The following is a 25,144-nucleotide window of genomic DNA, read 5'->3' as shown; positions in this document are numbered from 1 at the left end:
CCGCCAACTGCCGCCCCATGCGCGCACGAACGTCCGGTTCTACTGGAGAAATCGCCGTCAGTATGACTGGAGCGCGTCAAGCGGATCAGTTGTTCGTGTGAGCCCAGCCTCTCTCTCCCAATAATGGACTGAGTCCTTCTCGCTTTCATCGCCTGCCGCCTGGATCACAGCCCGGCACAAAGGTCGAAACGGGCGCGTCCGGACCCGGTAAAGTTGACGAGCCTGGTGCAGGTCGCTGCAAGCTCATCGACGAAGGGGAGCGTCAACGGAACACACGGCGCGCGATGAAACTGGCGATCTCGACGAGATCCACGTCCGCCGCAGGCGAAAACTCCAGACGCATCAGCTATCCGGAGCGCCAGCGGCGATAGCGGCAACACTTGGCGATCCCCACATCCACTGGCCCGCCCAGCTCAGGACAATGTTGAACGAGGAAAATACTCTTGGCTAACCTGCTTGTTACCGGCGGTGCCGGCTTCATTGGCGGCAACTTCGTTCGCTACTGGAGCAAGGAGCATCCCGACGATACGATCATCGTGCTCGATTGCCTGACTTATGCCGGCAACCGTTCGACCATTGCCGATGTCGAGCAGGCCGAACTCGTCGTCGGCGACATTCGCGACACAGCGCTTGTCGAGAAGCTGTTGCGCGAACACGGCGTGGCAACGCTCGTCCATTTTGCCGCTGAAAGCCATGTCGACCGCTCGATCACGGGGCCCGACGTCTTCATCGAGACGAATGTGATCGGCACGAGCAGCCTGCTCAAGGCCGCGCGCAAGGTCTGGCTTGACGAAGGCTCGGGCAAGGATCACCGCTTTCACCATATCTCGACCGACGAAGTCTATGGCTCGCTTGGCCCCGATGATCCGGCGTTCAGCGAAACCACGCCATACCAGCCCAATTCGCCCTACTCAGCGTCCAAGGCTGCTTCCGATCACCTGGTGCGTGCCTGGCATCATACCTATGGGCTGAATACGACGACGACCAATTGCTCCAACAACTACGGGCCGTACCATTACCCTGAAAAACTCATCCCGCTGTTCAACCTCAACGCGCTTTCCGGCAAGCCGCTGCCGATCTACGGCGACGGCCTGAATGTGCGGGACTGGCTCTATGTCGAAGACCATTGCCGTGGCATCGACGCAGCGCTCGAGCATGGCAAGCCCGGGGAAACCTACAATATCGGTGGCGGGGAGGAACTGCCCAACATGGCCGTGATCGACCGCATCTGCGCTGAAGTCGATCGCGCCTTTGCCGAGATCGACGGCCTTGCCGACCGCTACCCGCAGGCCCCTGCAGCGCGGGGCCGCGCCACCTGCGAACTCAAGACATTCGTTGCAGATCGCAAGGGCCATGACCGCCGCTACGCGATCGACGAGACCAGGGCCCGCACCGAGCTCGGCTATGTCCCGCAGCACGACTTTGCAACCGGGTTGCGCAGAACCTTGCGCTGGTACCTCGAAAATGAAGCCTGGTGGCGGCCGTTACGCGTTACAGGACGAAGTGCACTTTCCTGAACAAGCAGCATATGCCGCATGTTCGGGCGACGGGATGCGCACGATCGCACAGCTCGATGCAAGGGCTTGCCACGCGGCGTGGCGCCTTGGTCTGCCCACTGTCTCCTTACAGCCGAGACCCAGCCCCCAAAATCTCACATAGTGTGGTCCAAGCTTGCCGTATGGGCTTTGCAGATGCCCTGACAAATGAATGCGGGTGAAGCCTGCCGCCTCATTCGGGCAGACCTCAGGGAGAGACCCGAGACACACGCTCAACCGGGACATTCTCGCACAATGGAGAGTGAGCCAGGATCACGCGCTGCGGGCCCGCGTTCCGTGCCCGCGTTCCGTGCCCCCAAGGCCCTGCTTCGAAGGCCCACCGAGGTCAATTGGCGCAGTTCGAGCCGGATGCGACACGGCCTTCGGCCCGGACGCTTCTGCTGTCTCGCGCTATCGCAGCGAGAACAAGGCAGCCATTCCATCCGTGGGGCCCGACAGGCAAGTCGCTCGCGTAGCGTGTCAGGTCTGTGCCGCTTCAGCCTTCGCGGGCTTGCGGCCACGCTTGGCCATCGGATTGACGAGCTTGGTGCCGGGCTTGCGCCCCAGCCCAATTGCCTTGGCGAGTTCCCGGCGCTTTTCGGCATAGGCAGGGGCCACCATCGGATAGTCGGCAGGCAGGTTCCAGCGCGCACGATATTGTTCGGGTGTCATGTTGTAACGGTTCGCCAGATGGCGCTTGAGCATCTTCATCTTCTTGCCGTCTTCAAGGCAGACGATGTAGTCGTGCTTGACAGATGCCCGAACCGAAACTGCAGGCTCCGGAAGGGATTCGGGTACCTGCGCAGGCTTGTCGAGACCTGCAAGAGCGTTGTAGACGTTGGCGATGAGCGCAGGGAGGTCGCCCACTGCGACGGCGTTGTTGCTCACGTGAGCGGAGACAATATCCGACGTCAGTGTGACAAGCGTTTCGCGATCGGCAAGGTCATCTTGCATTCCAGTCAGCTCCCATGGTGGATTGCACTTTCAAATAATTCGTGAACTTCTAGCGCACGCTGACTTGCACGACCAGTCTTTCCTTATCCTTCGCGATGGTCGGCAGTGCATTTATTCAAAAAACTGGAAACGCAATGTTAATAAGTGGTTCGACAACGCGCGAGCGTAAGCATGTCCACGATATGATCGTGTCTTCAGGATACCGAGAAACTCAATAAAGTTCGAAAATTGCTCCCGCTCATGCTAGACCCTGGAAATCATCGTACCCCAAAAAACATATCGGGGGATCGAGATTGGTATCTGTGCTTAACTGCTTGCAGATTTGCCCAGGACCGGGTTGCGTTGCAGATGGGGTCCTGATCCATCAAGTGGATGGTTCCATCTCCCTTTTTCATAGCCGGTGCGAAGCAGCTTGGAGCAGGCCTTTGCCTGCGTATGGTGCGCCAACTGCGCGGATGTCAGAGCCGATTCCCGCATTTGAGGCGCTGGTTGGCTAACCGTACAAGACATCACCCCGATCCCAGGTCCCGCCAGCGACGACCCGATTTGGCAAGAACGGCGGCAAGGGGCGCCAGTTCATTGTCACCAAGAGTGGGTCGTGTCCCACGGGGTGGTGTAGGAAGGTTTCTCTGAGAGGGTGGCCACCGTCGATCTTCTGGTAGGGTTCGGATGCGAACTCGAACCTGGAGAAGAAGACGATGACCGACGACAGAATGGCCCTTGTTGAGCTGATTGAGCAAGGGGCAGACAGCGATTTGGTGCGCGATATGCTGGCATTTGCCGCCGAGCGCATGATGGATCTGGAGATTGAGGCCAGAACGGGTGCGGCTGCGGGCAGTCGCAGCCCGGCGCGGCTCAACCACCGCAACGGCTATCGCGAACGGGGCTGGGACACTCGGGCCGGCCGGATCGAGCTGGCGATCCCCAAGCTCAGGAAGGGCAGTTACTTCCCGAGCTTCCTTGAGCCACGCCGCACGGCTGAGAAGGCGTTGGCGGCGGTGATCCAGGAAGCCTACGTCCACGGTGTCTCGACTCGCTCGGTCGACGATCTGGTCAAGGCGATGGGCGCCAGCGGCGTCTCGAAGAGCCAGGTGAGCCGTCTGGTGGCCGAGATCGACGAACGGGTGAACGCCTTCCTGCAGCGGCCGATCGAGGGCGAGTGGCCCTACCTGTGGATCGACGCCACCTACCTCAAGGTCCGCGAGGGCGGGCGGATCGTCTCGACGGCGGCGATAATCGCCGTCGGCGTCAACACCGATGGTCGGCGCGAGGTTCTGGGCGTTGCCACCGGCCCTTCAGAAGCGGAACCCTTCTGGAAAGCCTTCCTGCGCTCGCTCGCCGACCGGGGACTTCGCGGGGTAAAGCTGGTCATCGCGGACGACCACAAGGGGTTGCGCGCCGCCGCCAGCAAGGTGTTCGCCGCGAGCCAGCAACGCTGCCGGGTCCACTGGATGCGCAATGCGCTGGCACATGCCGCGCCTAAGCAGCGACCGGCAGTCATCGCCATGATCAAGACGATCTTTGCGCAGGAAACGGCTGAAGCGGCTCACCAGCAATGGGAACAGGTCGCCGATGCCCTGCGCGAGAAGTTCCCGAAGCTGGCCGACATGATGGCCGGATCGCGCGAGGACGTGCTTGCCTACATGACCTTCCCGAAGGAGCACTGGGCGCAGATCGCGTCGACCAACCCGCTGGAAAGGGTGAACAAGGAGATCAAGCGAAGGGCCGATGTCATCGGCATCTTTCCGAATGACGCCGCCGTCGTCCGCCTCGTCGGAGCACTCATGCTGGAACAGAATGATGAGTGGGCGGTGTCACGCCGTTACATGACGCTGGAAACCCTCGGCTCGGTGAGCCATAACCCCATTGTCAGCCTGCCAGCTCTGGCTGCCTGACCCGAACCTGATCCTACTGCGGATCGACGGTTCCTACACCACCCCGTGGGACACGACCCAAGAGTGTGAAGAGCAAACGGCGGCCGCAGGGCGCCTGTCTGCAAGATTTCGCCCAGATCCCCGTAGTCGGGCTGGATGCAGGGACCTGGTCGGATGCCGGACGCCTAGCCTGGCCGTTGATCCCGACCGTTCAAGTGAGCAAGCGCACATTTCTGTGATCCTGGTGCGATTTTCCTGCAAGCATCGTTCGTGTCCCACGCCATCGCGACTTTTGTTGCATTGCGGCAACACCTTGTTTTTTCGCGATATCGCATGTCCTACTTTGCGGTTGCCCCCGACGGTCAATCCTCCGATTGCGCGCCGCCGCGGTGTCGCAGGAAACGCAATGAGAACCGCGATATGGCAAAAATGAGGAACATGATGAAGAAGATCTCGATCGCGCTCGCAGCCGTTGTTGCAGCTTGCGCCACGCCTGCATTTGCCGAGGCTCCCTCGGGCGTCCGCACCGAAGTGCTTGTTGGCTGGGATCGCGTCTCGCTCGACCTGAATGACTTTGGCCTCGGCACGTACAGCGAAGACGGTGTCGGTTTCGGTCTGGCTCTTGGCTATGACATTCCAACCACTGGCAACGTCGCCTTTGGCATCGATGCTGAAGTCTCGGATTCGTCGACCAGGTACGTTTATGACGATGGTGTCGATCGCGCGGTGATTTCGACCGGCCGTGACCTCTACGTCGGCGCTCGCGTGACCGCTGCGGTCAACCCGAAGCTGAATCTCTATGGCAAGGTTGGCTATACCAACGCCCGCATCAAGGGTGAGCTCAACGGCTTCAAGGATGGCGAGAACGGTGATGGCGTGCGCCTTGGCCTGGGCGCTCAGCTCGGCCTCGGCGGCAACAGCTACGGCCTCGTCGAATACCGCTACTCGAACTACGAATCGAGCTTCTCGCGCAACCAGGTGCTCGCAGGCGTCGGCCTGCGCTTCTGATCACTCCTGAGTGAACAGACTGGGGAAGGGCAGCGGCGCTGCCCTTCCCTTTTTTCCGCGGGTGCTCCAAGCCCGTTCTGGAGATATCCGGCAAGCCACGAGGCTTCTGCCGTGCGGTGGGCAGATTGCGGGATTGAAACCATGGGCAACAAGGCAATTGCCCTTGCCGGGTTTTGCCAGAAGCTTGCCTTTGGCATGACCGCCATCAGCCAGCGAAGGGTGGCGACCGGCTATGGCAGTCAGAACCCGCGGTCGTCCGGCATCGGTCAGAACGATTGGCAGAGCCAAGGTCAGCGCGGTGCACACCGCGTCCGGACGCGGACCGCCGCTATGGTTTGATTCCGGAAGTCTGCAGCCAGGCCACGCCGATCATCGACCCGGGGCTTGTCTCATTCTGAGGGACCGATAGCACTCCGCCTGGAGGCGAGTTCGGTTCCCAGGCGTCCACCTAGCCACAGCACAAGTTTATGGTTGCTGCAATGTTAACGCGATCTTAGGGGTACTTGCCTAGATCGCTTCGCAGGAGGGCATTGCGGCTCTGCCGAACGCACCAGCGCTGCGGTTCTGCCGAATGCCTTCCGATAGTCTCTTTTGCACCTGCCGCATGATGGCCGGTCATGTCGCAAAAGGTGGTGCGGAAAGCGTCGATCCACACCCGGACCGGTTCCGCTCTGGCAGCCAGAGCTGGAAGGCGGTCAACGCGATCATGGCTCGCAGAGCCGAGCATCTCCAGCGTCCTTCATCGGCGCGCTATCCCATCGCAAGACAATGGCAGCCCGAGCAGGATCCTCGATCGGCGTGCTGCCTCTGCCTCTGCCCTCTGATCCTGGAGTGTGAAGGGCATTGTTCCGGCAAAGGGCAATCTTCACAGCCGATGCCGCTTCTTGCACGGCACAGACCCGCCTGCGCGCTTCGGGACAGCGCGGGCCAGATCATGCGATGGAGCAATGCAATGTGATCCAGCACACGGACTTGTCAGCCTGGGGTCGGTAACCGTCGGGTCAGGATCTGCCCGAGGTAAAAATGAGCTTCTGGATGTGGAGCGGCGTGCAAAATTGACCCCCATAGCGGGGTGATCGGCGTCTAAAATTGACCCCTTCATTCCTGGGTGTGAGGCACCGCCGTTTGGGATTTCCAAGCGGTGGGGGATGGGGATGTTGATTGTGGAGACGACGGCGAAGATCCGACGAGAAGCGAGGCAGGGTAAACCGATCAAGGCGATCGCGCGGGATATGCATTTGTCGCGCAATACGGTGCGCAAGGCGATCCGGGCACCCGAGGCGCAGTTCAGTTATGAGCGGCGAGAGCAGCCACGTCCGCAGACCGGCCCGTTCCGGGAGCGCCTGGATGAGTTACTGGAACAGAACGAGGAACGGCCCCGCCGTGATCGGCTACGGTTGACCCGGCTTCACGATCTGCTGGAGCGGGAGGGCTTCACCGGTTCCTATGATGCGGTCCGGCGGTATGCGGCGCGCTGGAAGCGGGAACGCCGGGTGGATGCCGGGGACATGAGTAAGGTGTTCATCCCGCTGCTGTTCCGCCCCGGCGAGGCCTACCAGTTCGACTGGAGCCACGAGGACGTCGAGATTGCAGGCAAGCCGATGCGGGTGAAGGTGGCCCATATGCGGCTGTGCTGGTCGCGCGCACCGTTCGTACGGGCCTATCCGCGCGAGACGCAGGAGATGGTGTTCGATGCCCATGTGCGCGGCTTTGCCTTCTTCGGCGGTGTGCCCACCCGGGGCATCTACGACAACATGAAGACCGCGGTGACGACCGTGTTCACCGGCAAGGAGCGCATGTTCAACCGACGGTTCCTGATCATGACCGACCACTACGGCGTGGAGCCTGTGGCCTGCAGTCCGGCGGCGGGGTGGGAGAAGGGCCAGGTCGAGAACCAGGTCCAGACTGGCAGGGAGCGACTGTTCAAGCCTCGCCTGCGCTTTGCCACTATCGAGGAGTTGAACGCCTGGCTGGAGGCCGAGTGCCGGCGCTGGGCCGAGCGCTATGCCCACCCGGACCTGGAAGACACGACCATCGCTGCGGCCCTGGAGAGGGAGCGCGCCATGTTGCAGCCACTGCCCGTGCCGTTCGACGGGTTCTTCGAGAGCGAACATGTTGCCACCGCGACCTGCCTCGTCAGCTTCGATCGCAACCGCTACTCGGTCATGGCCAGTGCCGCTCGGCAGGTGGTGCAGGTACGCGCCTATGCCGACCGGATCGTGATCCGCCATGCCGGCAAGGTGGTCGCTGAGCATGCCCGCATGTTCGGACGCAACCAGACCGTGCTGGATCCCTGGCATTATCTGCCAGTGCTCGCGCGCAAGCCCGGCGCCTGGCGCAACGGCGCGCCGTTCCATGACTGGGAGCTGCCGCCTGCACTGGCACAGCTGCGTCGCAAGCTAGGCAGGAGCGACGATGCCGACCGGCGCTTTGTGCGGGTACTGGCTGCCGTGATCGACGATGGCCTTGCCGCGGTTGAGGGCGCGATACGCGAAGCCTTGGCGGCAGGCGCGGTCAACGACGAAGTGGTCCTCAATATCCTGTCGCGCCGACGCGAACCGCAGGTAGCGCAGCCCATCGACGTCGTGGTGGACCTCAAGCTCAAGCATCCGCCCATTGCCGACTGCGCGCGCTACGACACGGTGCGAGGCCTTGATGCAGCGGCATGAGATGATCAGCGCCCTGAAGGGGCTGGGCTTGAAGGGCATGGTCGCAGCCTTCGACGATGCGGTCACCCATGGCATCCGCCGCGACCGCTCCGTGATGGAGATGTTGGGCGACCTCCTGCATGCTGAAGTTGCACACCGCGAAGCAGCGTCGATCCGTTACCGCATGACCGCAGCCCGCCTGCCTGCGATCAAGGATCTGGATGGCTTCGTGTTCGACGATACACCGATCAATGAAGGGCTGGTTCGTTCTCTACACGCCGGATCGTTCCTGCCTGAACAGCGTAATATCGTGCTGGTCGGCGGCACCGGCACCGGCAAGACGCACCTGGCCCTTGCCATCGCTGCCGCCGTGGTCCGTGCCGGGGCACGAGGGCGGTTCTTTAACACCGTCGATCTGGTCAATCGGCTCGAGGAAGAGGCCCGTCAGGCCAAGGCAGGCAGCCTTGCAGCGCAACTAGCCCGGCTCGACCTCGTCGTGCTTGATGAGCTGGGATATCTGCCGTTCGCCCGATCAGGCGGCCAGATGCTGTTCCACCTGATCAGCAAGCTCTACGAAAAGACCTCGGTGATCATCACCACCAACCTGGCGTTCGGCGAATGGCCGAGCGTGTTCCACGATGCCAAAATGACGACGGCGCTGCTCGATCGCATTACCCACCATTGCGATATTATCGAGACGGGCAACGACAGCTGGCGGTTCAAACACCGCAGCTGAACCCCTTCCCCCGGACCCCCATCCCCGGCGGTTAACCCGGTGGGTCCACAGGTACCTCCCACGGACGCCGCCGCCAGCGCTCCTGACGGCGCGCGTCGTCGTCCGCGGGGCCCTCCTATGGACTACCGGGATAACCGCCAAAACAACAATCAGCTGGGGTCAATTTTGGACGCCGATAGGGGGTCAAATTTGCGCGCCGGTTGACACGCCAGGGGCGGCCAGATCATCGATGCTACCGTTGTGCCTGCCCCCAAGCAGCGGAACACCGAGGAGGAGAAGGCAGCGATCAAGGACGGCCGGATCCCGGAGGCATGGAAGGCAAAGCCAGCCCGGCTCCGTCAGAAGGATCGCGATGCCCGCTGGAGCGTGAAGTACACCAAGGCCAAGGTGAAGGAGGGTGCCGATCCCAAGGCCTTCAAGCCGGTCGATCTCGCCATCCCGATGTTCGGTTACAAGAACCACGTGGGCATCGACCGGGCTCACGGGTTGATCCGGACCTGGGATGCCAGCGCCGTCAATGCCAATGACGGCGCCCGGTTGCCGAATCTGATCAGCACGAGCAACACCGGCTCGGGCGTCTGGGCCGATACCGCCTACCGTTCGAAGAAGAACGAGGCCTTCCTTGAGAAGGGTATGTTCAAGAGCCACATCCACCAGCGCAAGCCGAACCGCCGTGCCATGCCCGAGCGTGTCGCCAGAGCCAATGCGAAGCGCTCAGCCATCCGCTCGGCAGTCGAACACGTCTTTGCCGGGCAAAAGCACCGCATGGGCCTGATCGTGCGCACCATTGGCATTGCCCACGCCCGCATCAAGATCGGCATGGCCAACCTTGCCTATAACTTCCAGAGGCTCGCCTGGCTTGAGGGGCGTAGTGCGCCTGCATAACGCGAAAACCTCGTTCGGAAGTCGGATCCACCAAGGAAATCAGCGGATCAGCCAACCAGCACCGAGGCTCACCATCCCCTCGCAGGCCATCGCGTCCCTATCATGCCGGAATCAGACGGTTCTTCGAACCGTCCACTTTTGTCGTCGCATTTCTGGACCTCGTTCAAGAGGTGGCAATAGCAGTGGGTTAGGCGACAAGATTGACCGTTTCGACATCGAATCCGGCTACTATCCGAAGGCGTCTGGGAAACTCGACGAGGCAGCTATTGCTGATGCTGAGCGAAAGATCGCGGTGAAAGCGGAAACGCAAAACAGGTAATGCCCTTGTAAGGTTCGACACTCACTCCAAACGAGTGTAGGAGATTGATGTCACCAGTCAGTTCGCCTGCTGGTGCTTGAGAGACCACCGCGCTCCCGGCATGCAACGGGACGCGTCAAATGCCTCTCCTGCCTGTAATCCTGATCGTTGTTGTCGGCCTGGCTGTGGCCTTGTTCCTGGCGGAAATCTTGTCTCGGAAATTCGTGTCGCCCGACCGAACCGAGGATGACGAATTTCCCAATTAATCAATGGGAAAGAACGCCTTAGTACACTGTTGAGACTCACATTTAGGTGAGCCGTCTGCAAGGCATTGTTGGCCTTGCAACTCGCAGTGAACGGCTAGGGACCCCATGAAGCTGCCAGATTGGAACGCTGCAGAGTGGGTGCTGGTCCTGACGCTTGCAGGACTTGGTTGCTTACTCGTCGGCATGCTTGCAGGCTTGGGGTTGTATTCCGATAAGCTGCCCTAGCCCTTGCTGGATCACCCAAGGGCTAGGGCATCACGACCAGGCGACTCAAGCCCCGTCGTGATGGCAAGATATTACCTTCGTTGAAGAACCCGGCAACGTTCGGCCTTCGCAGCATGTTTGCCATCCAAAAAACTCCGATCTGATGACCAGACCGGAGTATTTTGTGCAACTGGTAAAAGGGGCCGGATAAGGGGCGTCCGGCCTCTTCTACCAACAGCCCAATCGACCCTTCGTTCCCGTGGAGACAGGGGGGGCTTGTCATAACTAAAGTCAGTAGGCTTTAATGCGCCGCTCCAGAGTGACGACTCGCCGGAGGGCATCGTAATGCCGATCATACCAGTTCTCGCAATAGTCCTACTTGGATTTATCGTCGCATGGATAATCGCCGACATGATTTGCAAACGCTTCCTAAGCTCCGGTCAATTGGACGACGTGCGTAAGGGCGATCACAAATAATTCCAGCCACGTCCTATGCGGGCTCTGACGCAACGCTGCACAAGCAGGGCCGCAGCCTGATGATGATGTTCGTCGAGCCTTTGCTTAGGTGCTCGAAATGACGGGTGCAAGGATGTGCGGTGTGGGCCGATTTGGAAGGACTAGCCCGGTTCGGGTTCACCTTTGAGCCTCGCCAGCTTGATGCCGACCTCGTTTAAATCCTCCCAAGCCTGCGGCTCTTCGATGCTGGCTTCGTCGGGATCAACTTCCCAGATGTCGCGGGCCTGTTTGATCAAGGCTAACATTTCTACCATGTCATCCATTGCGGCCACCTCCTACTTGCGTTGACGCAACTAAGTCATTGCTCCGCATAGATTTTACCGAATCACACGCCTTGCCACCAGTCGCCCATGTCTTGGGGCTGAGTATCGCCTGCGAGCACGTCGACGAAGAACTGCGCCGATGCCGCGCCTTGCCCCGGCACAAGCCCTGTCATGTAGCCAGCAGCTTCCAGAGTGTTACGGGTTGCCCTCTTGGTTTCCCTGCCCTCAGCGGCCTTTCGAACGTCACCAGCGACACGCTCAAGCGATTCTGGGAGGCCTTGGATTCGCGAGAAGCGATAGCCGTAAGACCGATCGCCTGCGAGTTTGCGGCCGACCACAGGCACGATATCGCGCGCCAACGGGATAGGAGCCGCCAAACCATACACCGAAGTCTTGGCCGCCCATTCGGTCCAACTTTCCTCGTTGTCATCGTCAGGCCCTTGCCCTGACAGCAGCGCAGGCAGGATAGGAGCAACGACAGCCAGCAACAGGCCGCGCATCGCCAGTTCCGGCACCATCTCCCATTGCGGCTGCGAACAGCCTCTCCGGCGTCCCAAGCCAACTCCAGAAACCGCTGATAGTTCGCGAACTGGAACGAGTAGAACATCGTCAAGGACTTGCCCATCTCACCGGCAGGACCGCTCCCGCGCTGGATTGCAGCCAGATCCTTGGCAGCGCCCGCACCTTGGCTTTCACGGACGGCGGAGTCCGCTTCGTGCACCGCTTGGTCTTCGTCCATGCCCGCCGCGATGGCCTTGTTGTACGCGCCGATCCAGGTCGGAAAGACGACGAGGCGATCGAAGAAGCTGATGCCGGTGAACCTTTAGCGCTGCACCATTGAAGCAAGGTCAGTCTTGCCAGCGAAGCGGCGCACGCTTTCCCTGATGTCGCGGTCCAGCGTGTCGAAGCGGCTCTTGAGTTCAAGGCTACGATCGAGAGCGAAGGCACTGGCCTCTTTAGGATTGCGCAGCGTCGTGTTCATGCCCGCCGCGAACCAGTGAGGACCAATACGCTCCACCGAGCCGACATAGCCACCAAGCTGAGCGAACATCGTACCTAGGCGGTAAGCCATGCCGACGAGCGCTGTGTCGCCCGCATGAAGGCTTCCAGCTTGCTCATGCCCGCACGATCGTAAACCCATTCATTCGCGATGAATTGCAGCCATGGACGGAACAGGCCCGCAACGTCCGACCCCATCGTTTCCTCAACCGTTGCCAAGTTGACATTACCCTCAATCCCAGCAGTGGGTTTTTCAACACTATCGGTCGGCTGCTGTCGCAATGGATCAACGGATCGTGAGACGAAGCGGTCATTTGCGACGGACTCGGATTACGAGCAGTGTCGCTGTTGGCCTCCCTTCGATCGGTCGCGGCCCAGTGCGATTTAAAATCGCACAAGGCCGCAACTTCCTCGGCATTGGGAGCACTGACCTAAATCGCCGGGAAGTTCACTTCCGTGCCCGCAACGTTGTTGATCAGGTTGGTGAAGAAGATCTAGGCCAACACGGCGACGATTTCGGTGATCTGGCCTTCGCTGAACCCGGCTTCCTTCACCGCCTCGATATCCTCTGCCGAAACCTTGCCTCGAGCTTCGGCAACCTTGCGGGAAGGCGGAAGCGGCTGCGGCACGGGGATCGTCCGAGGTGCCCCGGCCAAACCCCGGCCAAGGCCATCGAGCAGATGCGTCTGGTTGCAGCGCGGCTGATGATCGAGGAGACCCGTCACCCGATGGACCAGATCGCGCTGGAATCGGGCTTCATCGACATCCGTCGTATGCGCGAGGCGTTCGTGCGCCAGTATGGCCAGCCACCACAGACCCCGCGTAGGCTGGCCAAGGCGGCTTAGAGTCGGATTCGAAACTAATTTGTTGAATGACAGTGTCTTGCGGCACGCCGGATGAAGGCTTGTACCGAGGCCGCGAAGAGCCAAGCGGTGGCAGATGCGATGGTCTGCTCGAAGTCCTTGGCAAGTCGGCGATTTCGGTTGAGCCAGGCGATTGTCCTTTCGACAACCCACCGGCGGGGCAAGACTTCGAAGCCCTTGACCGTGTCGGAGCGTTTGATGATTGCGATCATCCAGCTACCCAAAGGCTTCAGGGCATCCTTCAGTTTCTGGCCAGCATATCCGCCATCAGCGAACACGTGCCGCAGCCAGGGAAACCGCTTGATGACGCCGCCCAAGACCATCGGAGCTCCATCGCGATCCTGAATGTCAGCGGTATGGACGACGGCGTGAACCAGATTGCCCTCGGTGTCGGTTAGGATGTGACGCTTGCGGCCTTTGATCTTCTTTCCAGCATCGTAGCCCCGAGGTCCGCCACTTTCAGTGGTTTTGACGCTCTGGCTGTCGATCACACCGGCGCTGGGCGAGGCCTCACGCCCCTGTGCTTCACGGACCAGCATAAGAAGGCCATGGTTCAAGGCCTGCCATAGCCCAGTATCGCGCCATATGTAGAACCAGCGTCGCACCGTTGAGACCGGTGGAAAGCAAGGTGGCAGCATTCGCCATGGCAGCCCACCCCGGAGCAGATAGAAGATGGCCTCAACAATCCGGCGCATCTCCCACTTCCGTGGTCGACCTGTCTTTGCTGGTGGAGGAAGAAGTGGCTCGAAGAAAGCCCATTCGGCATCGGTTAAATCTGTTGGTAAAGCTAGCATGCTTCGCGCATGGAGAGCGCGAGTGGTATCGGTCCACATCGTTGTATCCCAGGTAGTTTTTGGCGAAACCCCTGAATCAACGACTGGGCGGGTCGTCAAGCTAACCCACTGATACCACTCAACTTAGTTTCGGATCGGGCTCTTAGATGCTAAATCTGGCTCGGTCGTCAAACGTTCGGCTCGCCCCTGTTGTATCACAGCTGAGCAGATCATGGTCTAGTTTTGGGTCGAGCTGCCATTTAGATGTTCATGGCCCTACGACTTTATTTGGTCGGAGACAGCACAAAACACTTTTGAAATTGTCAGGGCACCCTCGAGTATCGGCGGTCCAAGTCTCGTTGATAAACTTCACTGCTATCGGTGACACGCGCACTTATTCTGTAAAGCTCCGCCGGCCGAAACGGCGTGTCGCTCTCGCGCTGCCCTGTTGCTTCGATCCAGCCAGTGTCGAGCATGCGGCGACGGAAGGCGGGCTTGTTGAAGGTGCTGCCAGTGATGGCCTCATGCACGGCCTGGAGATCACGCAGAGTGAAGAGGTCAGGCAGCAGAGAGAAGGCAAGGGGAGCGTAGTCGAGCTTGCCGCGGAGCCGCCCATGCGCTGTTGCAATGATGGCGGTGTGGTCGAATGCGAGCAGCTCGCCAGGTTCTGTGACCGGGCGTAACGCAAGATCTGCTTTCGAAGTAACGGCCTGTTGTAGAACCGCATGTGGCAGCAGAGCAAAGTAGGCGACGCTCACTGTGCGCATCCGTGGATCGCGCTGCGGATCGCCGAAGGTGTACAGCTGCTCCAGCCAGGCGCTGTCCTGCGCGGCAACGCCTGCCTTGCCCACCAGCATGCGCCTTGCAGCATCGTCCAGCGTCTCCTCAATGCCAACGAACCCGCCCGGCAGCGCAAGCGCGTCGACGTAAGGCTCTTCGCCCCGGCGCTGCAGCAGGACCGACAGAACAGCGTCGACGACGGTCATCAGCACGAGGTCGACAGTGACGGCGAAGGGTGGATGGCTCATGACGTCCGTCTTATATCTTGACTGGATATAAGTCCAGTGTGTATAAGACTGGTGCGAGTCGGGGAGTCCGCCTCGCTACGATCATCTGGGGGAGCCTCGGATATGAGCAAGTTCGATTTCGGCGTCTTAATAGGACGCTTCCAGCCACTGCACGTCGGCCATGAACACGTCATCACGCGCACGCTCGAACAGGTCGAGCGGTTGTTCGTGCTGGTGGGGTCGGCCAATGTCGCGCGCGATCCGCGCAATCCCTTCACCTATGCCGAGCGGGAGGCGATGCTGCGTTCCGCTTTCCGGCACGAAGTGGCACAGGGCCGCCTGATCATCGCCCCCATCGACGATCACCTCTATTCCGACACCGCCTGGGTCACACAGGTCCAGCGCAAGGTTCGTTCCCTGGTGCTCGAGCATGGCAACGGTCACGGCTTCCAGAACCATGGGCTGAGCGATTTCCGTGTCGCTCTGGCCGGCTACGGCAAGGATGCCTCGTCCTATTACCTCAAGCTGTTCCCGGAGTGGGAGAACCTGCAGGTCGAGAGCCAGTACGGCACCTTCTCGTCGAGCGACGTGCGCCAGCGCTATTTCCAGCGCATCCCTGAAGTGCCCGCCGCCATCCTCTCTGCAGGTGTTGCAGAGTTCCTGCGCGAGTTCATGCTGGGCGAGACCTTCAAGGCGCTGCTTGAGGAAGCCGAGTTTCTGGCGGCTTATCCTGCGCAATGGGGGAGGGGGCCCTTCGTCACCGCCGATGCGGTCGTCGTCCAGTCGGGACACATCCTGCTGGTCGAACGGGGATGGGCACCGGGCAAGGGCCTGCTTGCACTGCCGGGTGGCTTCGTAAATCCGGCCGAGCGCATTCGCGACGCCGCGATCCGCGAGCTGCGCGAGGAAACCGCGATCAGCGACGGCAAGGGCCAGATCCCGCCGGCTATGCTCGCCAGCTTTATTGAGGATGCGCGTACGCGGGTGTTCGATGCGCCGAACCGTTCCTTGCGTGGTCGTATCATCACCCACGCCTTCCTGTTCCGCCTGCCCGAACGCCGCAAGCTGTTCAGCGTGAAGGGCGGTGACGATGCGGCGCACGCGCAGTGGTACCGCTTTGGCGATCTGTCGCCTGAAATGCTGTTCGAGGACCACTGGGCCATCATCGAGGAAATGGCCGACCTTTGAAGACGGAAGCGCCGCGCAGGGGAGTCCTGCACCCGGCGAAAATGTGAGGAGTTCACATCATGACCAACCTGCTCCTGGCAACCGACAGCTACAAGCACAGCCACTATCTGCAGTACCCGCCCGAGACCCGCGCGATCAGCGCCTATATCGAGGCTCGCCCCAACGACTTTGCTGACGAAGTGCTGTTCATGGGCCTGCAGCCCTATCTCATGGACTATCTCGGGCGGCCGATCACCCAGGCTGACATCGAAGAGGCCGAGGCAGTCTGCACCGCGCATGGCGTGCCCTTCAATCGCAAGGGCTGGCAGATCGTGCTCGACGAACATGGCGCCTACCTGCCGATCGAGATCCGCGCTCTGCCTGAAGGCATGATCGTGCCGACCGGGGTGCCGATGGTGCAGGTCGAAACGACAGACCCGCGCCTGCCGTGGCTGGCAACCTTCATCGAGACCGCGCTGCTTCGCGCAATCTGGTATCCGACTACGGTCGCCACGCTCAGCCGCCAGTGCCGCCTGATCATCCGTGCAGGGCTCGCGAAGACCAGCGAGGATGTGGAAGGCCAGCTTCCATTCAAGCTGCACGACTTCGGCGCCCGCGGCACCAGCAGCGGCGAGAGTGCAGGCCTTGGCGGCATGGCCCACCTTGTCAACTTCATGGGCACCGACACTATGGAAGGGCTGATCGCCGCCCGTCGCTATTACGGAGCGGACATGGCCGGCTTCTCGATCCCGGCGGCCGAGCACAGCACGATGACCAGCTGGGGGCGCGAGCGCGAGGAAGCGGCCTATGCCAACATGCTCGACGCCTTCGAGGGTGAAGGCAAGGTCGTCGCCGTGGTCTCGGACAGCTACGACCTCGATGCGGCGCTGACTGGAATCTGGGGCGGGAGCCTGCGCGACAAGGTGCTGGCGCGCAAGGGCACGCTCGTCGTCCGGCCCGACAGTGGCGACCCGGTGGAAACCCCGGTGCGGGCAGTCAAGACCTTGTGGGAGGCCTTCGGCGGCACGGTCAACGCCAAGGGCTATCGCGTGCTCGATCCCCACGTCCGCGTGATCCAGGGCGATGGCATGACGCCTGCCACGATTGCCCGTCTGATCGATCGGCTGATCGAGGAAGGCTTCGCCATCGACAACATCGCCTTCGGCATGGGCGGCGGCCTGCTCCAGCAGGTCAATCGCGACACCTTGCGCTTTGCGATGAAGGCCAACGCCATGGGCGATGCCGAAGGCGTGTGGCACGACGTGTCCAAGGCGCCTGCCACCGACCTCGGCAAGGCCAGCAAGGCGGGGCGGCAGGCGGTGGTGCTCGAAGCAGGCCACATGGTGGCGCGGCGGATGGACGACGTGGCCGATGCCGACAACCTGCTCCGCCCGGTCTGGCGCAACGGGACCATGCTGGTGCGCCACAGCTTTGACGAACTGCGGGCGCGGGCGGCTTGAGACTTGCACAGGGTGCGTCCGCGTTGGCGCCCCCTTTGCATTCTATGATGTCGCTTTGGCAGCTCTCGAAAGTAGCCGCCGTTCATAGATGGGCACCGAAGTGACTGGATTTGGTCGGCAGCCGTCGGTGGCGAATTTTGCATTCTGGTGGGAAGCGGACCGTCGCATGGCTGACCCCTCTAATGTAGGTTTGACGACCGCCCAAGTGGATGGCTATCCATCGCACTATGAGTTTCGAGGATTGGACATCGGCAGAAGCCGTCGTCCCTGGTCGGAGATGGGCAACTGGCGCGAAAGATCATTTTGGGCGCCGTTGGAGGGACCCTCCTGCTCTATTTGGCAAGCCTGACATGGTTGTACGTCAACCAGCGATCCTACATTTATCCTGGCGCAACTCATGCAGGCTCAAATGCGCTCGCCGATCCGGAAATGGTCAGCCTCAGGACGCCCGATGGGTTCGTTCTGCGTGCAATTTATCGGCCCGCTAGGGATGGGCAGCCGACGATCGTCTTTTTCCACGGTAACGGCGACACCAACGCGGGTAGCAGAGTAGCAACCCAAGCCTTCGCCCGAGCTGGATACGGCCTGCTCCTGCCGGAGTATCGAGGCTATGCCGGGAATCCCGGATCGCCCAGTGAGGAAGGATTGTACAACGACGGCAGAGCTGCACTTCAGTGGCTCATGAACCATGGCGTTCAGGGCCCGCAGATAGTCATTATGGGCAACTCGCTTGGATCGGGGGTCGCCACCGAAATGGCTATGGAGCACAGGGTCGCCGCCCTCATCCTTGTTTCCGGATTCACCAGCATGGTCGATGTGGTCCAATTGCAACTCCCATTCGTGCCTGCAGGCCTGCTTGTGCGCGACCGCTTCGATAACGAGCGGAAACTGGCGAGGATCGGCTGCCCGACGCTGATATTGCATGGGGGAATGGATACGCTCATTCCCGCGGCCCAAGGTGCTGCGCTGGCCGCGGCAAGCGGACACGCCCGCCTCGACATCTTTCCTGCCAAAGGGCATGAGCTGGCTTATACAGCCAGCTCGCAGGATCGAACGCTTGCTTGGCTGGCCAGCATTGCCAATTAGCGATCCGGCTTTGGCACGATAGCTCCACCAATTCACAAGTAAGCCGCGCGAAACGGCCCCGACGAAACGCTGCTACGACATTCTTCTGCCGGCCTAATGTCCGCCTTTGGGGCGGGAATCGCCAGTCTGGGATCACGAAAACAGGGCGCTGCGTTTTAGCGATGCTCATGGCCGCTTTCGGCCCGAACGGTCGTTCCCAGCCGCTGATGGGAACGGCTTGAGTTGGTCGGGACCCGCCAGTCCTACCTCCGCTCGACGTGCCGACCGCAGCCGCCAACATGGCGGACATTAACGGCTCCAGAGGTGCTGCATGTAAGTCTCCTTTGGTCCAGGTCGTGGCCACCCTTCCTGCCTGGACCAAATTCCACCCAAATCTGGAGGAAGCTGGCGGGCTTAGGCCACGGCAGTAGCCCTGCAAATTCGCCATTCTATATATGCAATTACAGATTAAATATGAAGAATATATGCAAAAACATATGAATCTTGAGGAAACTCCTAGAGCAGGATATGCAAAACCATATATTTTTAGTCCGGTATATGCAAAAGCAGATAAATGAGAGCAGGAATTAACGAGATAGCCGCCAGCGTTCGTGCGGCACGGCAGGCAAAGGCAATGACCCAGAAGGAACTGGGGCAGCGCGTTGGCCTGCCTCAAAGCCATATCTCCAAGATAGAGAAAGGCGCAGTTGACCTCCAGCTCTCAAGCCTTGTCGAAATCGCGCGCGCGCTCGACCTTGAGGTCAAGCTTGTCCCCCGCAAGGCTTTGCCCGCTGTGGAGGGCGCTGTTCGCGCCCACGGCACGACTGTCGAAACCAGTCGGGCCCTGAACTTGCTCAACGAGCAAGCGCAGCTTGCCGAGCGCATCAAAGGTAGCTTTCCCGATCTTTCGCAGATCGAGGGCTTTCAGAACGCGATCCGGAACATTCTAAAGCTGCAATTCGATGCCGCTCAACTGAAGGCTCTGGACGAAGCTTTGCAACCTGCAAAGCGTCTCAAATCCCTGGTCGAAGCTCAGGGCGCTGCATCCAAGCTGGCCAAGCAGCTTGAGGAGGCGACTTCATCGCTTAGGCACTTCCGCAACATTCAGGTGCACACACCGCTCATAGAGACACGGCGTCAGCTTCCCGCCTATCGGCTGGAGGAGGATGACGAATGATTGACGCATCCGCTCTCGACATACTCCTGTATGACCGCCGCATCGGGACGCTTGCCCGTCTCGATGGGGATCGCAGCATCTTCACGTTTGACGAGGTTTACCTCGCAGATGAGGATCGTTCGACGCTCTCGCTCGCCTACCGCGACCCTTATGGCGGCATCGTCAACGCGCCGCGCGCTTACCAGACCAAGATAGAGCCGTTCTTCTCCAACCTCCTGCCCGAGGGTACGCTGCGCGATTATTTGGCGCGGCGCGCTGGGGTCAAAGCTATTCGCGAATACCCGCTGCTCGCCCAACTCGGCGGCGACTTGCCAGGAGCCGTCAAAGCCGTTCCCGTTGAGGCACGCGATGCCCCGCCCGAGGATTCCGAAAATGACGGTGTCGCAGGGCAGGCCAAGCATGCCCTGCGTTTCTCCCTTGCAGGCGTTCAGCTCAAATTCTCGGCCTTGAAGACCCGAGGCAAAAATGGTGGACTCACCATTCCGGTAAGCGGCACAGGCGGCGACTGGATCGTAAAACTCCCATCAGCCCGTCACCCCGACGTACCGGAAAACGAGTACGCCGCCATGAGCTTGGCCTCCAAGCTCGGGATCGATGTCCCTGGCATCGATCTCGTGCCGCTCGATACGATTGAAGGATTGCCCGACGGCATCACCCGATACGGGGCGTCAGCCTACGCCATACGCCGCTTCGATCGTAGCGAGGAAGGCGCAATTCACGTCGAGGACTTTGCCCAGGTCTATGGCGTGTACCCCGACGATAAGTATGAGAATGCCAGCTACCGCCAAATCTTGTCTGTGCTCGCCATCGAGACAGACGAGGCAAGCGCCGTCGAGTTTGTCCGCCGCCTCACCTATTCCGTGCTGATCGGCAATGGTGACATGCACCTGAAAAACTGGTCGCTGATCTATCCCGACAAGCGCCGACCAATCCTCGCCCCCGCTTACGACCTCCTATCGACGGTTGCCTATATCCCCGAGGAAGATTCCGCTCTCAAATTCCATCGCTCGCGCGAATGGGAGTCGTTCACCTACCGCGAACTGGAAACAATCGCGGATAAGGCGCGGTTGCCCTCACACCTTGTCGTCTCGACGGCGAAAGAGACCGTCGAGCAATTTGACGCGCTTTGGGATCAAGAAAAGGCGCATCTGCCCTTTTCGGGAGAAGTCGTGGCCGCAATCGACAAGCATCGAAAGCGCCTTGCGGTCTAGGTATTCACTCCCCCCGCGCCTAGCAAAGCTTGGCCAGGCCTCGGACAGCTGGCGCCCCGAACCCGGTCGTTCGCGCTCAATTTTGACGTGATCGATTCTTGATGGGGTGGACGCCCCCCGACGGCTCTATGTCCCAAAGTGGAGGTGTTGAAACACCACTTGAGGAGGAGTCCGTCGTCGCAGGTTACCACAATCGGTCTGGATATCGCCAAGAACGTTTTTCACGCACATGGCGCCGACGAGCGCGGCGCCATGGTTTTCAGCCGCAAGCTGACCAGGGCAAAGCTGCTCAATTTCTTCGCCGGCCAGCCAGCCTGTGTCGTGGCTCTCGAAGCCTGTGGCGGCGCACATCACTGCGCGCGCGAGTTGGAGACCATGGGCCACGAAGTTCGGCTGATCTCGCCCGCCTACGTCAAACCGTTTGTCAAATTATGCTCACCTCGCCATAACTTCACTAATCACGAGGTCCCCATAATGCGGAGGAACGCGGCCTGATTGGCGGATTTTCGCCTTTCTTGGATCGACTTGCTTCGCATTATTTGGCGCAGAACCTCTGGGGGTCAATCGACCAGCAGAGGAGCCGCCCATGTCGGATAACCATCACGAACTAATCGCCGCACTCAAGTCGTCGCTTATCGGTCAGCGATACAGCCTGGTGGTGGCGAGGAACTACTGCGCCTACGCGTCTGGATTTCTCGATTATCTGGGGCAGCGGGGCATCCCCGTCGCGGACGTGATCGACGTGCATGTGGAACAATATCTGCGGCACGCAATCGTCCAGTTCGAAAAGCAGCGTGGTCGACGTCCCAGTGCGCGCTGGCGCGAGGTCCCACGCTCCGGAATTCACGCACTGTTGCGGCTTGTTCACGGCCAATGGCCGCCCGCCATCAAGCCAGCCTGCGAGGCCGATGAGGTCCGATTTTCAATCTGCGCCGAATACGAAATCTGGCTGCGTGAGGAACGCGGGTTGGCTTGTTCCAGCGTTGCAGCGCTGATGTGGGAAGCCCGGCACTTCCTTGCCTGGCAGATCGATCACGGGCTCAACGGTTTGGCGGTTCTGAGCGTGACTGACATTGACCACTACATGGATTTGCGCGCGCCGAAATTGAGGCGCTGCTCGTTGAAGTCTGTCACAGAGCGGCTTCGCGCGTTACTGCGCTACCTCCATATCACAGGTCGCGTTACGACGGATCTGTCCGGGCATGTCCTGGCACCGACGCTTTATGCATATGAAGGCGTACCTTCGGTCCTGGACCGCGGGCAGATCATCGCCGTGCTGGAAAGTGCCGAGAAGGACAAGTCACCGGCGGGGTTGCGGGATTATGCGATCCTGCAACTCCTCGCAGCCTATGGTCTGCGGTCAGGTGAAATCCGCCATCTCCGGATCGAGGATATCGACTGGCGAACGGAAGCCATCCATGTGCATCACCACAAAACGCGAGCCAGCACATTCCTGCCCCTTCTTGAGCCGGTCGGCGAAGCGGTGCTCGCCTATCTGCGCTCCGGGCGTCCCTCGACCGATGTCAGGGAGATCTTCGTGCGTACACGCGCGCCCTACCGAAAGCTCGATAAGCTTTACAGCATGGTTCGGCGGCGGCTCCGTGACGCTGGCGTCCAACCGGCTGGTAAGTGCGGCCCCCACATCTTCCGTCATGCGCGCGCGGTCGAAATGCTGCGCGCCGCGGTGCCTCAAAAGGTCATCGGCGACGTGCTGGGACATCGTTCGACAGGATCGACGGCTCCCTACCTCAAGCTTGCTACCGAAGACCTCAGGGCCATCGCGCTAGACGTGCCGGGAATGGAGTTGGTCGAATGACCGCGCGCTGGCCCGATCCCGACCGCGCGATCATTGGTCGCTATGTCGCGAGCCTTGATCTGCGCAGCACGAAAAGCCGAGCCGGCTATGCCCAAGTCTTGCATGGCTTGCAGGATGTCGTCGAACGTTTCGAGGCACTCGATCAGGAAGTTCTGCTGGCCTGGCTACGAGAATCGGCCGTTCGTCGAGCGCCGTCCACGCTCTTGCACCGCACCCGCATCGTTGACCGGTTCTTCGAACGCCTGGCCGAAATCGGCACGATCCAACGCAATCCCGTCGCCGCTCTGCGCGATGAGTGCAATATCAAGCAGTGCATGCCGATTTGGCGGGCATTGGCGTCGCGGAATCCGGAAAAGGCACTTGCCGAACTACGCCAGCCCAGACCGTTCGGCAGCGAGCTGGGCGAAATGATGGCCGAGCATGTCGCGATGATGCGGCGCAGAGGATACAAATACACATCGCAGTCCCAGTTGCTTCTGCGGTTCGACCGGTTCCTCCAGTTGCATCCGGGACCGGAAGCCGAGACGCTGAACTCCATGATAGATCGATGGCCAGCAACGAATGGCACGCGTCATCACGCCGAGGAATGCGAGAAGCTCAAGCGCGTCTTTGCGAAAATCCTTCGTCACCGCGACCCGTCGATACCTATGCGGCGACCAGACCCGAGACCGAGGAAGGAGGCCTCCAAGCAATGGCGAACGCCTCATATCTACTCGCCTGCCGACGTGCGGCGGATGCTCGAGATCGCACGTAACTACCCGTCGCCGCGGGCACCACTTCGCCCGCAGAGCATGTACACCATGCTGCTCCTCGCCTATTGCGCGGGCTTGCGGCGCGGTGAGCTTGCCCGTCTCGATCTTGGTGATGTTGACCTGCACGAGGGTACCATCACCATCCGACAGACCAAGTTCTTCAAGACCCGCATTTTGCCGCTACCGGACAGCGTCGTGGTCGCGCTTCGGGCCTACATCGATGCGCGCCGGTGTGCCGGTGGATCACAGGACGCGCGTTCGGGTCTGTTCTGGCACGAGCGAGGCGACGGCCATTACACCCCGGAAATGATCACCTGGCTGCTCACCGACGTCATACGCCGCGCTGGGTTGAAACCATTGCGAGGAAAAGCAGGCCCGCGCGTGCATGACCTGCGCCACTCGATGGTCGTGAACAGAATCCTCGAATGGTACCGAACGGGCATCAATCCGCAGGAGCGCTTGCCGTTCCTTGCGACTTACCTCGGCCATCGGGATATCAACTCCACGCTGGTCTACATCACGGTCACGCAGGAGTTGCTGCACCTCGCCAACGAGCGGTTCCGCACGATGGGCGCTCAATGCCTCAGCCTGGGGCGGGAGGCGCAGCCATGAGCAAGGCCGACCCGTTCCCGAAACTGCTGCGCGCGTTCTTCTACGAATGGCTGGTCGAGCAGCGCAACGCGTCCATCCATACGGTTCGCTCATACCGCGACACCTGGCGGCTGTTGCTGCGGTTCGTCGCACAGCGTGCGGGAAAGAAGGTGGTGGTGATCACGCTGGCCGATCTGACCGCCAGTACCGTCATTGCGTTCCTCGGCCACGCCGAACATGAACGCGGCGGCACAATCGGCACGCGCAACTGCCGGCTTGCCGCGATCCGCAGCTTCTTCCACTTCGTGTCCACCAAGGATCCCGCGTCGATCGCACAATGCGTCGAAATCCTCCATATCCCGATCAAGCGTGCTCCCGTGTCGGAGCCGAGCTATCTGGATCCGGCGGAAGTGACGGCGATTCTCGCTCAGCCAGACCGTTTGACCGTTGAGGGTGCGCGCGACCATGCACTGTTCTCGTTCCTCTACAACAGCGGCGCACGGATACAGGAAGCGCTAGATCTATGCCCCGAGGCAATCCGGTTCGAAAGCCCGAGCTGCGTGCGTCTGACCGGCAAGGGGCGGAAGGAACGCATCTGTCCGCTATGGCCAGAAACGGTCCTGTTGCTGCGCAAACTGCTCGAGCGGCAGCCACGGGCGCCTGACCAGCGGCTGTTCGTCAATCGCTATGGCGCCCCCCTCAGTGCCTCGGGGGTCCGATTCAAGCTTGCTGCCTACGTGAGGTCTGCGGCCGAAACCATGCCAACGCTATGTGCCAAGCATGTGACGCCACATGCCTTCCGCCACGCCACCGCCGTGCACCTCATCTCGTCGGGCGTCGACGTTACAATCATACGCAGCTGGCTCGGCCATGTGAGCCTCGATACAACCAACCACTATGCCAGGGCCAATCTGGAAACGAAGCGGAAAGCCCTGGAACAGGTCGCCGCTCCGACCACACCCGGAGGCAAACCATCCTGGAAGCGCGATGGAAGCGTGCTCGCCTGGCTCGACACGCTCTGAAATAATGAGGAGGAGCATGGCCAAGAATGGCGAAAATCCGCCAATCAGGCCGCG

Annotated in this window: 24 protein-coding genes and 2 pseudogenes; 18 read left to right on the top strand and 8 right to left on the bottom strand. The window is 60.7% G+C overall.

The genetic code is table 11. The features are described from left to right. The first annotated feature begins 443 nt into the window (after window positions 1–443). Entirely contained in the window at window positions 444–1,517 is a 1,074-nt protein-coding gene (gene rfbB / locus AC3WLM_RS21055) for a dTDP-glucose 4,6-dehydratase (protein ID WP_492478651.1), read from the top strand. A 498-nt stretch (window positions 1,518–2,015) separates the two neighbouring features. Here the strand turns inward: rfbB and AC3WLM_RS21050 are convergent, their stop codons facing one another. Next, window positions 2,016–2,489 carry a Ros/MucR family transcriptional regulator gene (locus tag AC3WLM_RS21050; protein ID WP_118075551.1) on the bottom strand — a complete coding sequence of 158 codons (474 nt, stop codon included), beginning with the start codon at window positions 2,487–2,489 and terminating at the stop codon, window positions 2,016–2,018. 698 nt (window positions 2,490–3,187) lie between these two features. On the opposite strand from AC3WLM_RS21050, the gene AC3WLM_RS21045 reads away from it, so the two are divergent. The 6 genes and pseudogenes from AC3WLM_RS21045 to AC3WLM_RS21020 all read left to right on the top strand — a co-directional run. After that, window positions 3,188–4,384 carry an IS256 family transposase gene (locus AC3WLM_RS21045; RefSeq protein WP_004207098.1) on the top strand — a complete coding sequence of 399 codons (1,197 nt, stop codon included), beginning with the start codon at window positions 3,188–3,190 and terminating at the stop codon, window positions 4,382–4,384. Between the two features lie 417 nt (window positions 4,385–4,801). After that, window positions 4,802–5,371, top strand: coding sequence for an outer membrane beta-barrel protein (locus tag AC3WLM_RS21040; protein ID WP_492478650.1), 570 nt, complete (start codon window positions 4,802–4,804; stop codon window positions 5,369–5,371). A gap of 141 nt (window positions 5,372–5,512) precedes the next feature. Next, the gene (locus AC3WLM_RS21035; RefSeq protein WP_118075553.1) at window positions 5,513–5,710 is read left to right on the top strand and encodes a hypothetical protein; all 198 of its coding nucleotides are present in this window, start codon (window positions 5,513–5,515) and stop codon (window positions 5,708–5,710) included. Between the two features lie 815 nt (window positions 5,711–6,525). After that, window positions 6,526–8,040 (top strand): IS21 family transposase, encoded by a 1,515-nt coding sequence (gene istA / locus AC3WLM_RS21030; RefSeq protein ID WP_492478074.1) that lies wholly within the window; start codon window positions 6,526–6,528, stop codon window positions 8,038–8,040. After that, window positions 8,027–8,755, top strand: coding sequence for an IS21-like element helper ATPase IstB (gene istB, locus AC3WLM_RS21025; protein ID WP_492478075.1), 729 nt, complete (start codon window positions 8,027–8,029; stop codon window positions 8,753–8,755). Before istA ends, istB begins: the two co-directional genes overlap by 14 nt. A gap of 207 nt (window positions 8,756–8,962) precedes the next feature. Next, window positions 8,963–9,640 (top strand): annotated as a pseudogene (locus AC3WLM_RS21020) (transposase); the annotation flags it as partial. Window positions 9,641–11,025: 1,385 nt separating this feature from the next. Here AC3WLM_RS21020 and AC3WLM_RS21015 read toward each other — a convergent pair. After that, window positions 11,026–11,187 carry a hypothetical protein gene (locus AC3WLM_RS21015; protein WP_492478649.1) on the bottom strand — a complete coding sequence of 54 codons (162 nt, stop codon included), beginning with the start codon at window positions 11,185–11,187 and terminating at the stop codon, window positions 11,026–11,028. 62 nt (window positions 11,188–11,249) lie between these two features. Further along, complete coding sequence (locus AC3WLM_RS21010) at window positions 11,250–11,744, bottom strand: hypothetical protein (protein WP_492478648.1); 495 nt, start codon at window positions 11,742–11,744, stop codon at window positions 11,250–11,252. Between the two features lie 128 nt (window positions 11,745–11,872). On the opposite strand from AC3WLM_RS21010, the gene AC3WLM_RS21005 reads away from it, so the two are divergent. Continuing rightward, entirely contained in the window at window positions 11,873–12,028 is a 156-nt protein-coding gene (locus AC3WLM_RS21005) for a hypothetical protein (RefSeq protein ID WP_492478647.1), read from the top strand. Here the strand turns inward: AC3WLM_RS21005 and AC3WLM_RS21000 are convergent. The 3 genes from AC3WLM_RS21000 to AC3WLM_RS20990 form a co-directional block, all read right to left on the bottom strand. Further along, window positions 12,011–12,259, bottom strand: a complete 249-nt coding sequence (locus AC3WLM_RS21000) for a hypothetical protein (RefSeq protein ID WP_492478646.1) — start codon at window positions 12,257–12,259, stop codon at window positions 12,011–12,013. The genes AC3WLM_RS21005 and AC3WLM_RS21000 overlap by 18 nt on opposite strands. Further along, on the bottom strand, window positions 12,244–12,405 hold the full coding sequence (locus AC3WLM_RS20995) for a hypothetical protein (RefSeq protein ID WP_156135919.1): 162 nt from the start codon (window positions 12,403–12,405) through the stop codon (window positions 12,244–12,246). Before AC3WLM_RS20995 ends, AC3WLM_RS21000 begins: the two co-directional genes overlap by 16 nt. Before the next feature lie 275 nt (window positions 12,406–12,680). Further along, window positions 12,681–12,815, bottom strand: coding sequence for a hypothetical protein (locus AC3WLM_RS20990; protein ID WP_492478645.1), 135 nt, complete (start codon window positions 12,813–12,815; stop codon window positions 12,681–12,683). 51 nt (window positions 12,816–12,866) lie between these two features. Between AC3WLM_RS20990 and AC3WLM_RS20985 the strand changes: the two genes are divergently transcribed. After that, the gene (locus tag AC3WLM_RS20985; protein WP_231735508.1) at window positions 12,867–13,031 is read left to right on the top strand and encodes a helix-turn-helix domain-containing protein; all 165 of its coding nucleotides are present in this window, start codon (window positions 12,867–12,869) and stop codon (window positions 13,029–13,031) included. A 14-nt stretch (window positions 13,032–13,045) separates the two neighbouring features. Here the strand turns inward: AC3WLM_RS20985 and AC3WLM_RS20980 are convergent, their stop codons facing one another. Continuing rightward, complete coding sequence (locus AC3WLM_RS20980) at window positions 13,046–13,882, bottom strand: IS5 family transposase (RefSeq protein WP_066554070.1); 837 nt, start codon at window positions 13,880–13,882, stop codon at window positions 13,046–13,048. Between the two features lie 263 nt (window positions 13,883–14,145). Next, window positions 14,146–14,850 carry an NUDIX hydrolase gene (locus tag AC3WLM_RS20975; protein WP_052242734.1) on the bottom strand — a complete coding sequence of 235 codons (705 nt, stop codon included), beginning with the start codon at window positions 14,848–14,850 and terminating at the stop codon, window positions 14,146–14,148. A gap of 102 nt (window positions 14,851–14,952) precedes the next feature. Between AC3WLM_RS20975 and AC3WLM_RS20970 the strand changes: the two genes are divergently transcribed. The 9 genes and pseudogenes from AC3WLM_RS20970 (at window position 14,953) to AC3WLM_RS20930 (ending at window position 25,090) form a co-directional block, all read left to right on the top strand. Then, window positions 14,953–16,017 (top strand): bifunctional nicotinamide-nucleotide adenylyltransferase/Nudix hydroxylase, encoded by a 1,065-nt coding sequence (locus tag AC3WLM_RS20970; RefSeq protein ID WP_039338030.1) that lies wholly within the window; start codon window positions 14,953–14,955, stop codon window positions 16,015–16,017. A 59-nt stretch (window positions 16,018–16,076) separates the two neighbouring features. Then, window positions 16,077–17,456 carry a nicotinate phosphoribosyltransferase gene (locus AC3WLM_RS20965; RefSeq protein WP_039338029.1) on the top strand — a complete coding sequence of 460 codons (1,380 nt, stop codon included), beginning with the start codon at window positions 16,077–16,079 and terminating at the stop codon, window positions 17,454–17,456. A 354-nt stretch (window positions 17,457–17,810) separates the two neighbouring features. After that, window positions 17,811–18,542, top strand: a complete 732-nt coding sequence (locus AC3WLM_RS20960; protein WP_156135956.1) for an alpha/beta hydrolase — start codon at window positions 17,811–17,813, stop codon at window positions 18,540–18,542. A 613-nt stretch (window positions 18,543–19,155) separates the two neighbouring features. Then, window positions 19,156–19,698 carry a helix-turn-helix domain-containing protein gene (locus AC3WLM_RS20955; protein ID WP_230487957.1) on the top strand — a complete coding sequence of 181 codons (543 nt, stop codon included), beginning with the start codon at window positions 19,156–19,158 and terminating at the stop codon, window positions 19,696–19,698. Further along, the gene (locus AC3WLM_RS20950) at window positions 19,695–20,909 is read left to right on the top strand and encodes a type II toxin-antitoxin system HipA family toxin (protein WP_039338718.1); all 1,215 of its coding nucleotides are present in this window, start codon (window positions 19,695–19,697) and stop codon (window positions 20,907–20,909) included. Before AC3WLM_RS20955 ends, AC3WLM_RS20950 begins: the two co-directional genes overlap by 4 nt. Before the next feature lie 159 nt (window positions 20,910–21,068). Further along, window positions 21,069–21,338 (top strand): annotated as a pseudogene (locus tag AC3WLM_RS20945) (IS110 family transposase); the annotation flags it as partial. 157 nt (window positions 21,339–21,495) lie between these two features. Continuing rightward, window positions 21,496–22,725 carry a site-specific integrase gene (locus AC3WLM_RS20940; protein WP_492478644.1) on the top strand — a complete coding sequence of 410 codons (1,230 nt, stop codon included), beginning with the start codon at window positions 21,496–21,498 and terminating at the stop codon, window positions 22,723–22,725. After that, window positions 22,722–24,089 carry a tyrosine-type recombinase/integrase gene (locus tag AC3WLM_RS20935; protein WP_039338740.1) on the top strand — a complete coding sequence of 456 codons (1,368 nt, stop codon included), beginning with the start codon at window positions 22,722–22,724 and terminating at the stop codon, window positions 24,087–24,089. Before AC3WLM_RS20940 ends, AC3WLM_RS20935 begins: the two co-directional genes overlap by 4 nt. Beyond that, on the top strand, window positions 24,086–25,090 hold the full coding sequence (locus AC3WLM_RS20930; RefSeq protein ID WP_039338739.1) for a tyrosine-type recombinase/integrase: 1,005 nt from the start codon (window positions 24,086–24,088) through the stop codon (window positions 25,088–25,090). Before AC3WLM_RS20935 ends, AC3WLM_RS20930 begins: the two co-directional genes overlap by 4 nt. The last annotated feature ends 54 nt before the right edge of the window (window positions 25,091–25,144 follow it).

Source organism: Novosphingobium sp. FW305-C-30-35, assembly GCF_058783135.1.
Note: the sequence above shows the minus strand (reverse complement) of the source record. Positions and strands in the feature narration are given on the sequence as shown.

What these genes read in the sequence shown, in the direction of transcription:
- AC3WLM_RS21050 (WP_118075551.1), bottom strand. Translation starts at nt 2,489, where the DNA reads ATGCAAGATGACCTTGCCGATCGCGAAACGCTTGTCACACTGACGTCG.
- AC3WLM_RS21045 (WP_004207098.1), top strand. Translation starts at nt 3,188, where the DNA reads ATGACCGACGACAGAATGGCCCTTGTTGAGCTGATTGAGCAAGGGGCA.
- AC3WLM_RS21040 (WP_492478650.1), top strand. Translation starts at nt 4,802, where the DNA reads ATGATGAAGAAGATCTCGATCGCGCTCGCAGCCGTTGTTGCAGCTTGC.
- AC3WLM_RS21035 (WP_118075553.1), top strand. Translation starts at nt 5,513, where the DNA reads ATGGGCAACAAGGCAATTGCCCTTGCCGGGTTTTGCCAGAAGCTTGCC.
- istA (WP_492478074.1), top strand. Translation starts at nt 6,526, where the DNA reads ATGTTGATTGTGGAGACGACGGCGAAGATCCGACGAGAAGCGAGGCAG.
- istB (WP_492478075.1), top strand. Translation starts at nt 8,027, where the DNA reads ATGCAGCGGCATGAGATGATCAGCGCCCTGAAGGGGCTGGGCTTGAAG.
- AC3WLM_RS21015 (WP_492478649.1), bottom strand. Translation starts at nt 11,187, where the DNA reads ATGGATGACATGGTAGAAATGTTAGCCTTGATCAAACAGGCCCGCGAC.
- AC3WLM_RS21000 (WP_492478646.1), bottom strand. Translation starts at nt 12,259, where the DNA reads ATGGCTTACCGCCTAGGTACGATGTTCGCTCAGCTTGGTGGCTATGTC.
- AC3WLM_RS20985 (WP_231735508.1), top strand. Translation starts at nt 12,867, where the DNA reads ATGCGTCTGGTTGCAGCGCGGCTGATGATCGAGGAGACCCGTCACCCG.
- AC3WLM_RS20980 (WP_066554070.1), bottom strand. Translation starts at nt 13,882, where the DNA reads ATGTGGACCGATACCACTCGCGCTCTCCATGCGCGAAGCATGCTAGCT.
- AC3WLM_RS20975 (WP_052242734.1), bottom strand. Translation starts at nt 14,850, where the DNA reads ATGAGCCATCCACCCTTCGCCGTCACTGTCGACCTCGTGCTGATGACC.
- AC3WLM_RS20970 (WP_039338030.1), top strand. Translation starts at nt 14,953, where the DNA reads ATGAGCAAGTTCGATTTCGGCGTCTTAATAGGACGCTTCCAGCCACTG.
- AC3WLM_RS20965 (WP_039338029.1), top strand. Translation starts at nt 16,077, where the DNA reads ATGACCAACCTGCTCCTGGCAACCGACAGCTACAAGCACAGCCACTAT.
- AC3WLM_RS20955 (WP_230487957.1), top strand. Translation starts at nt 19,156, where the DNA reads ATGACCCAGAAGGAACTGGGGCAGCGCGTTGGCCTGCCTCAAAGCCAT.
- AC3WLM_RS20950 (WP_039338718.1), top strand. Translation starts at nt 19,695, where the DNA reads ATGATTGACGCATCCGCTCTCGACATACTCCTGTATGACCGCCGCATC.
- AC3WLM_RS20940 (WP_492478644.1), top strand. Translation starts at nt 21,496, where the DNA reads ATGTCGGATAACCATCACGAACTAATCGCCGCACTCAAGTCGTCGCTT.
- AC3WLM_RS20935 (WP_039338740.1), top strand. Translation starts at nt 22,722, where the DNA reads ATGACCGCGCGCTGGCCCGATCCCGACCGCGCGATCATTGGTCGCTAT.
- AC3WLM_RS20930 (WP_039338739.1), top strand. Translation starts at nt 24,086, where the DNA reads ATGAGCAAGGCCGACCCGTTCCCGAAACTGCTGCGCGCGTTCTTCTAC.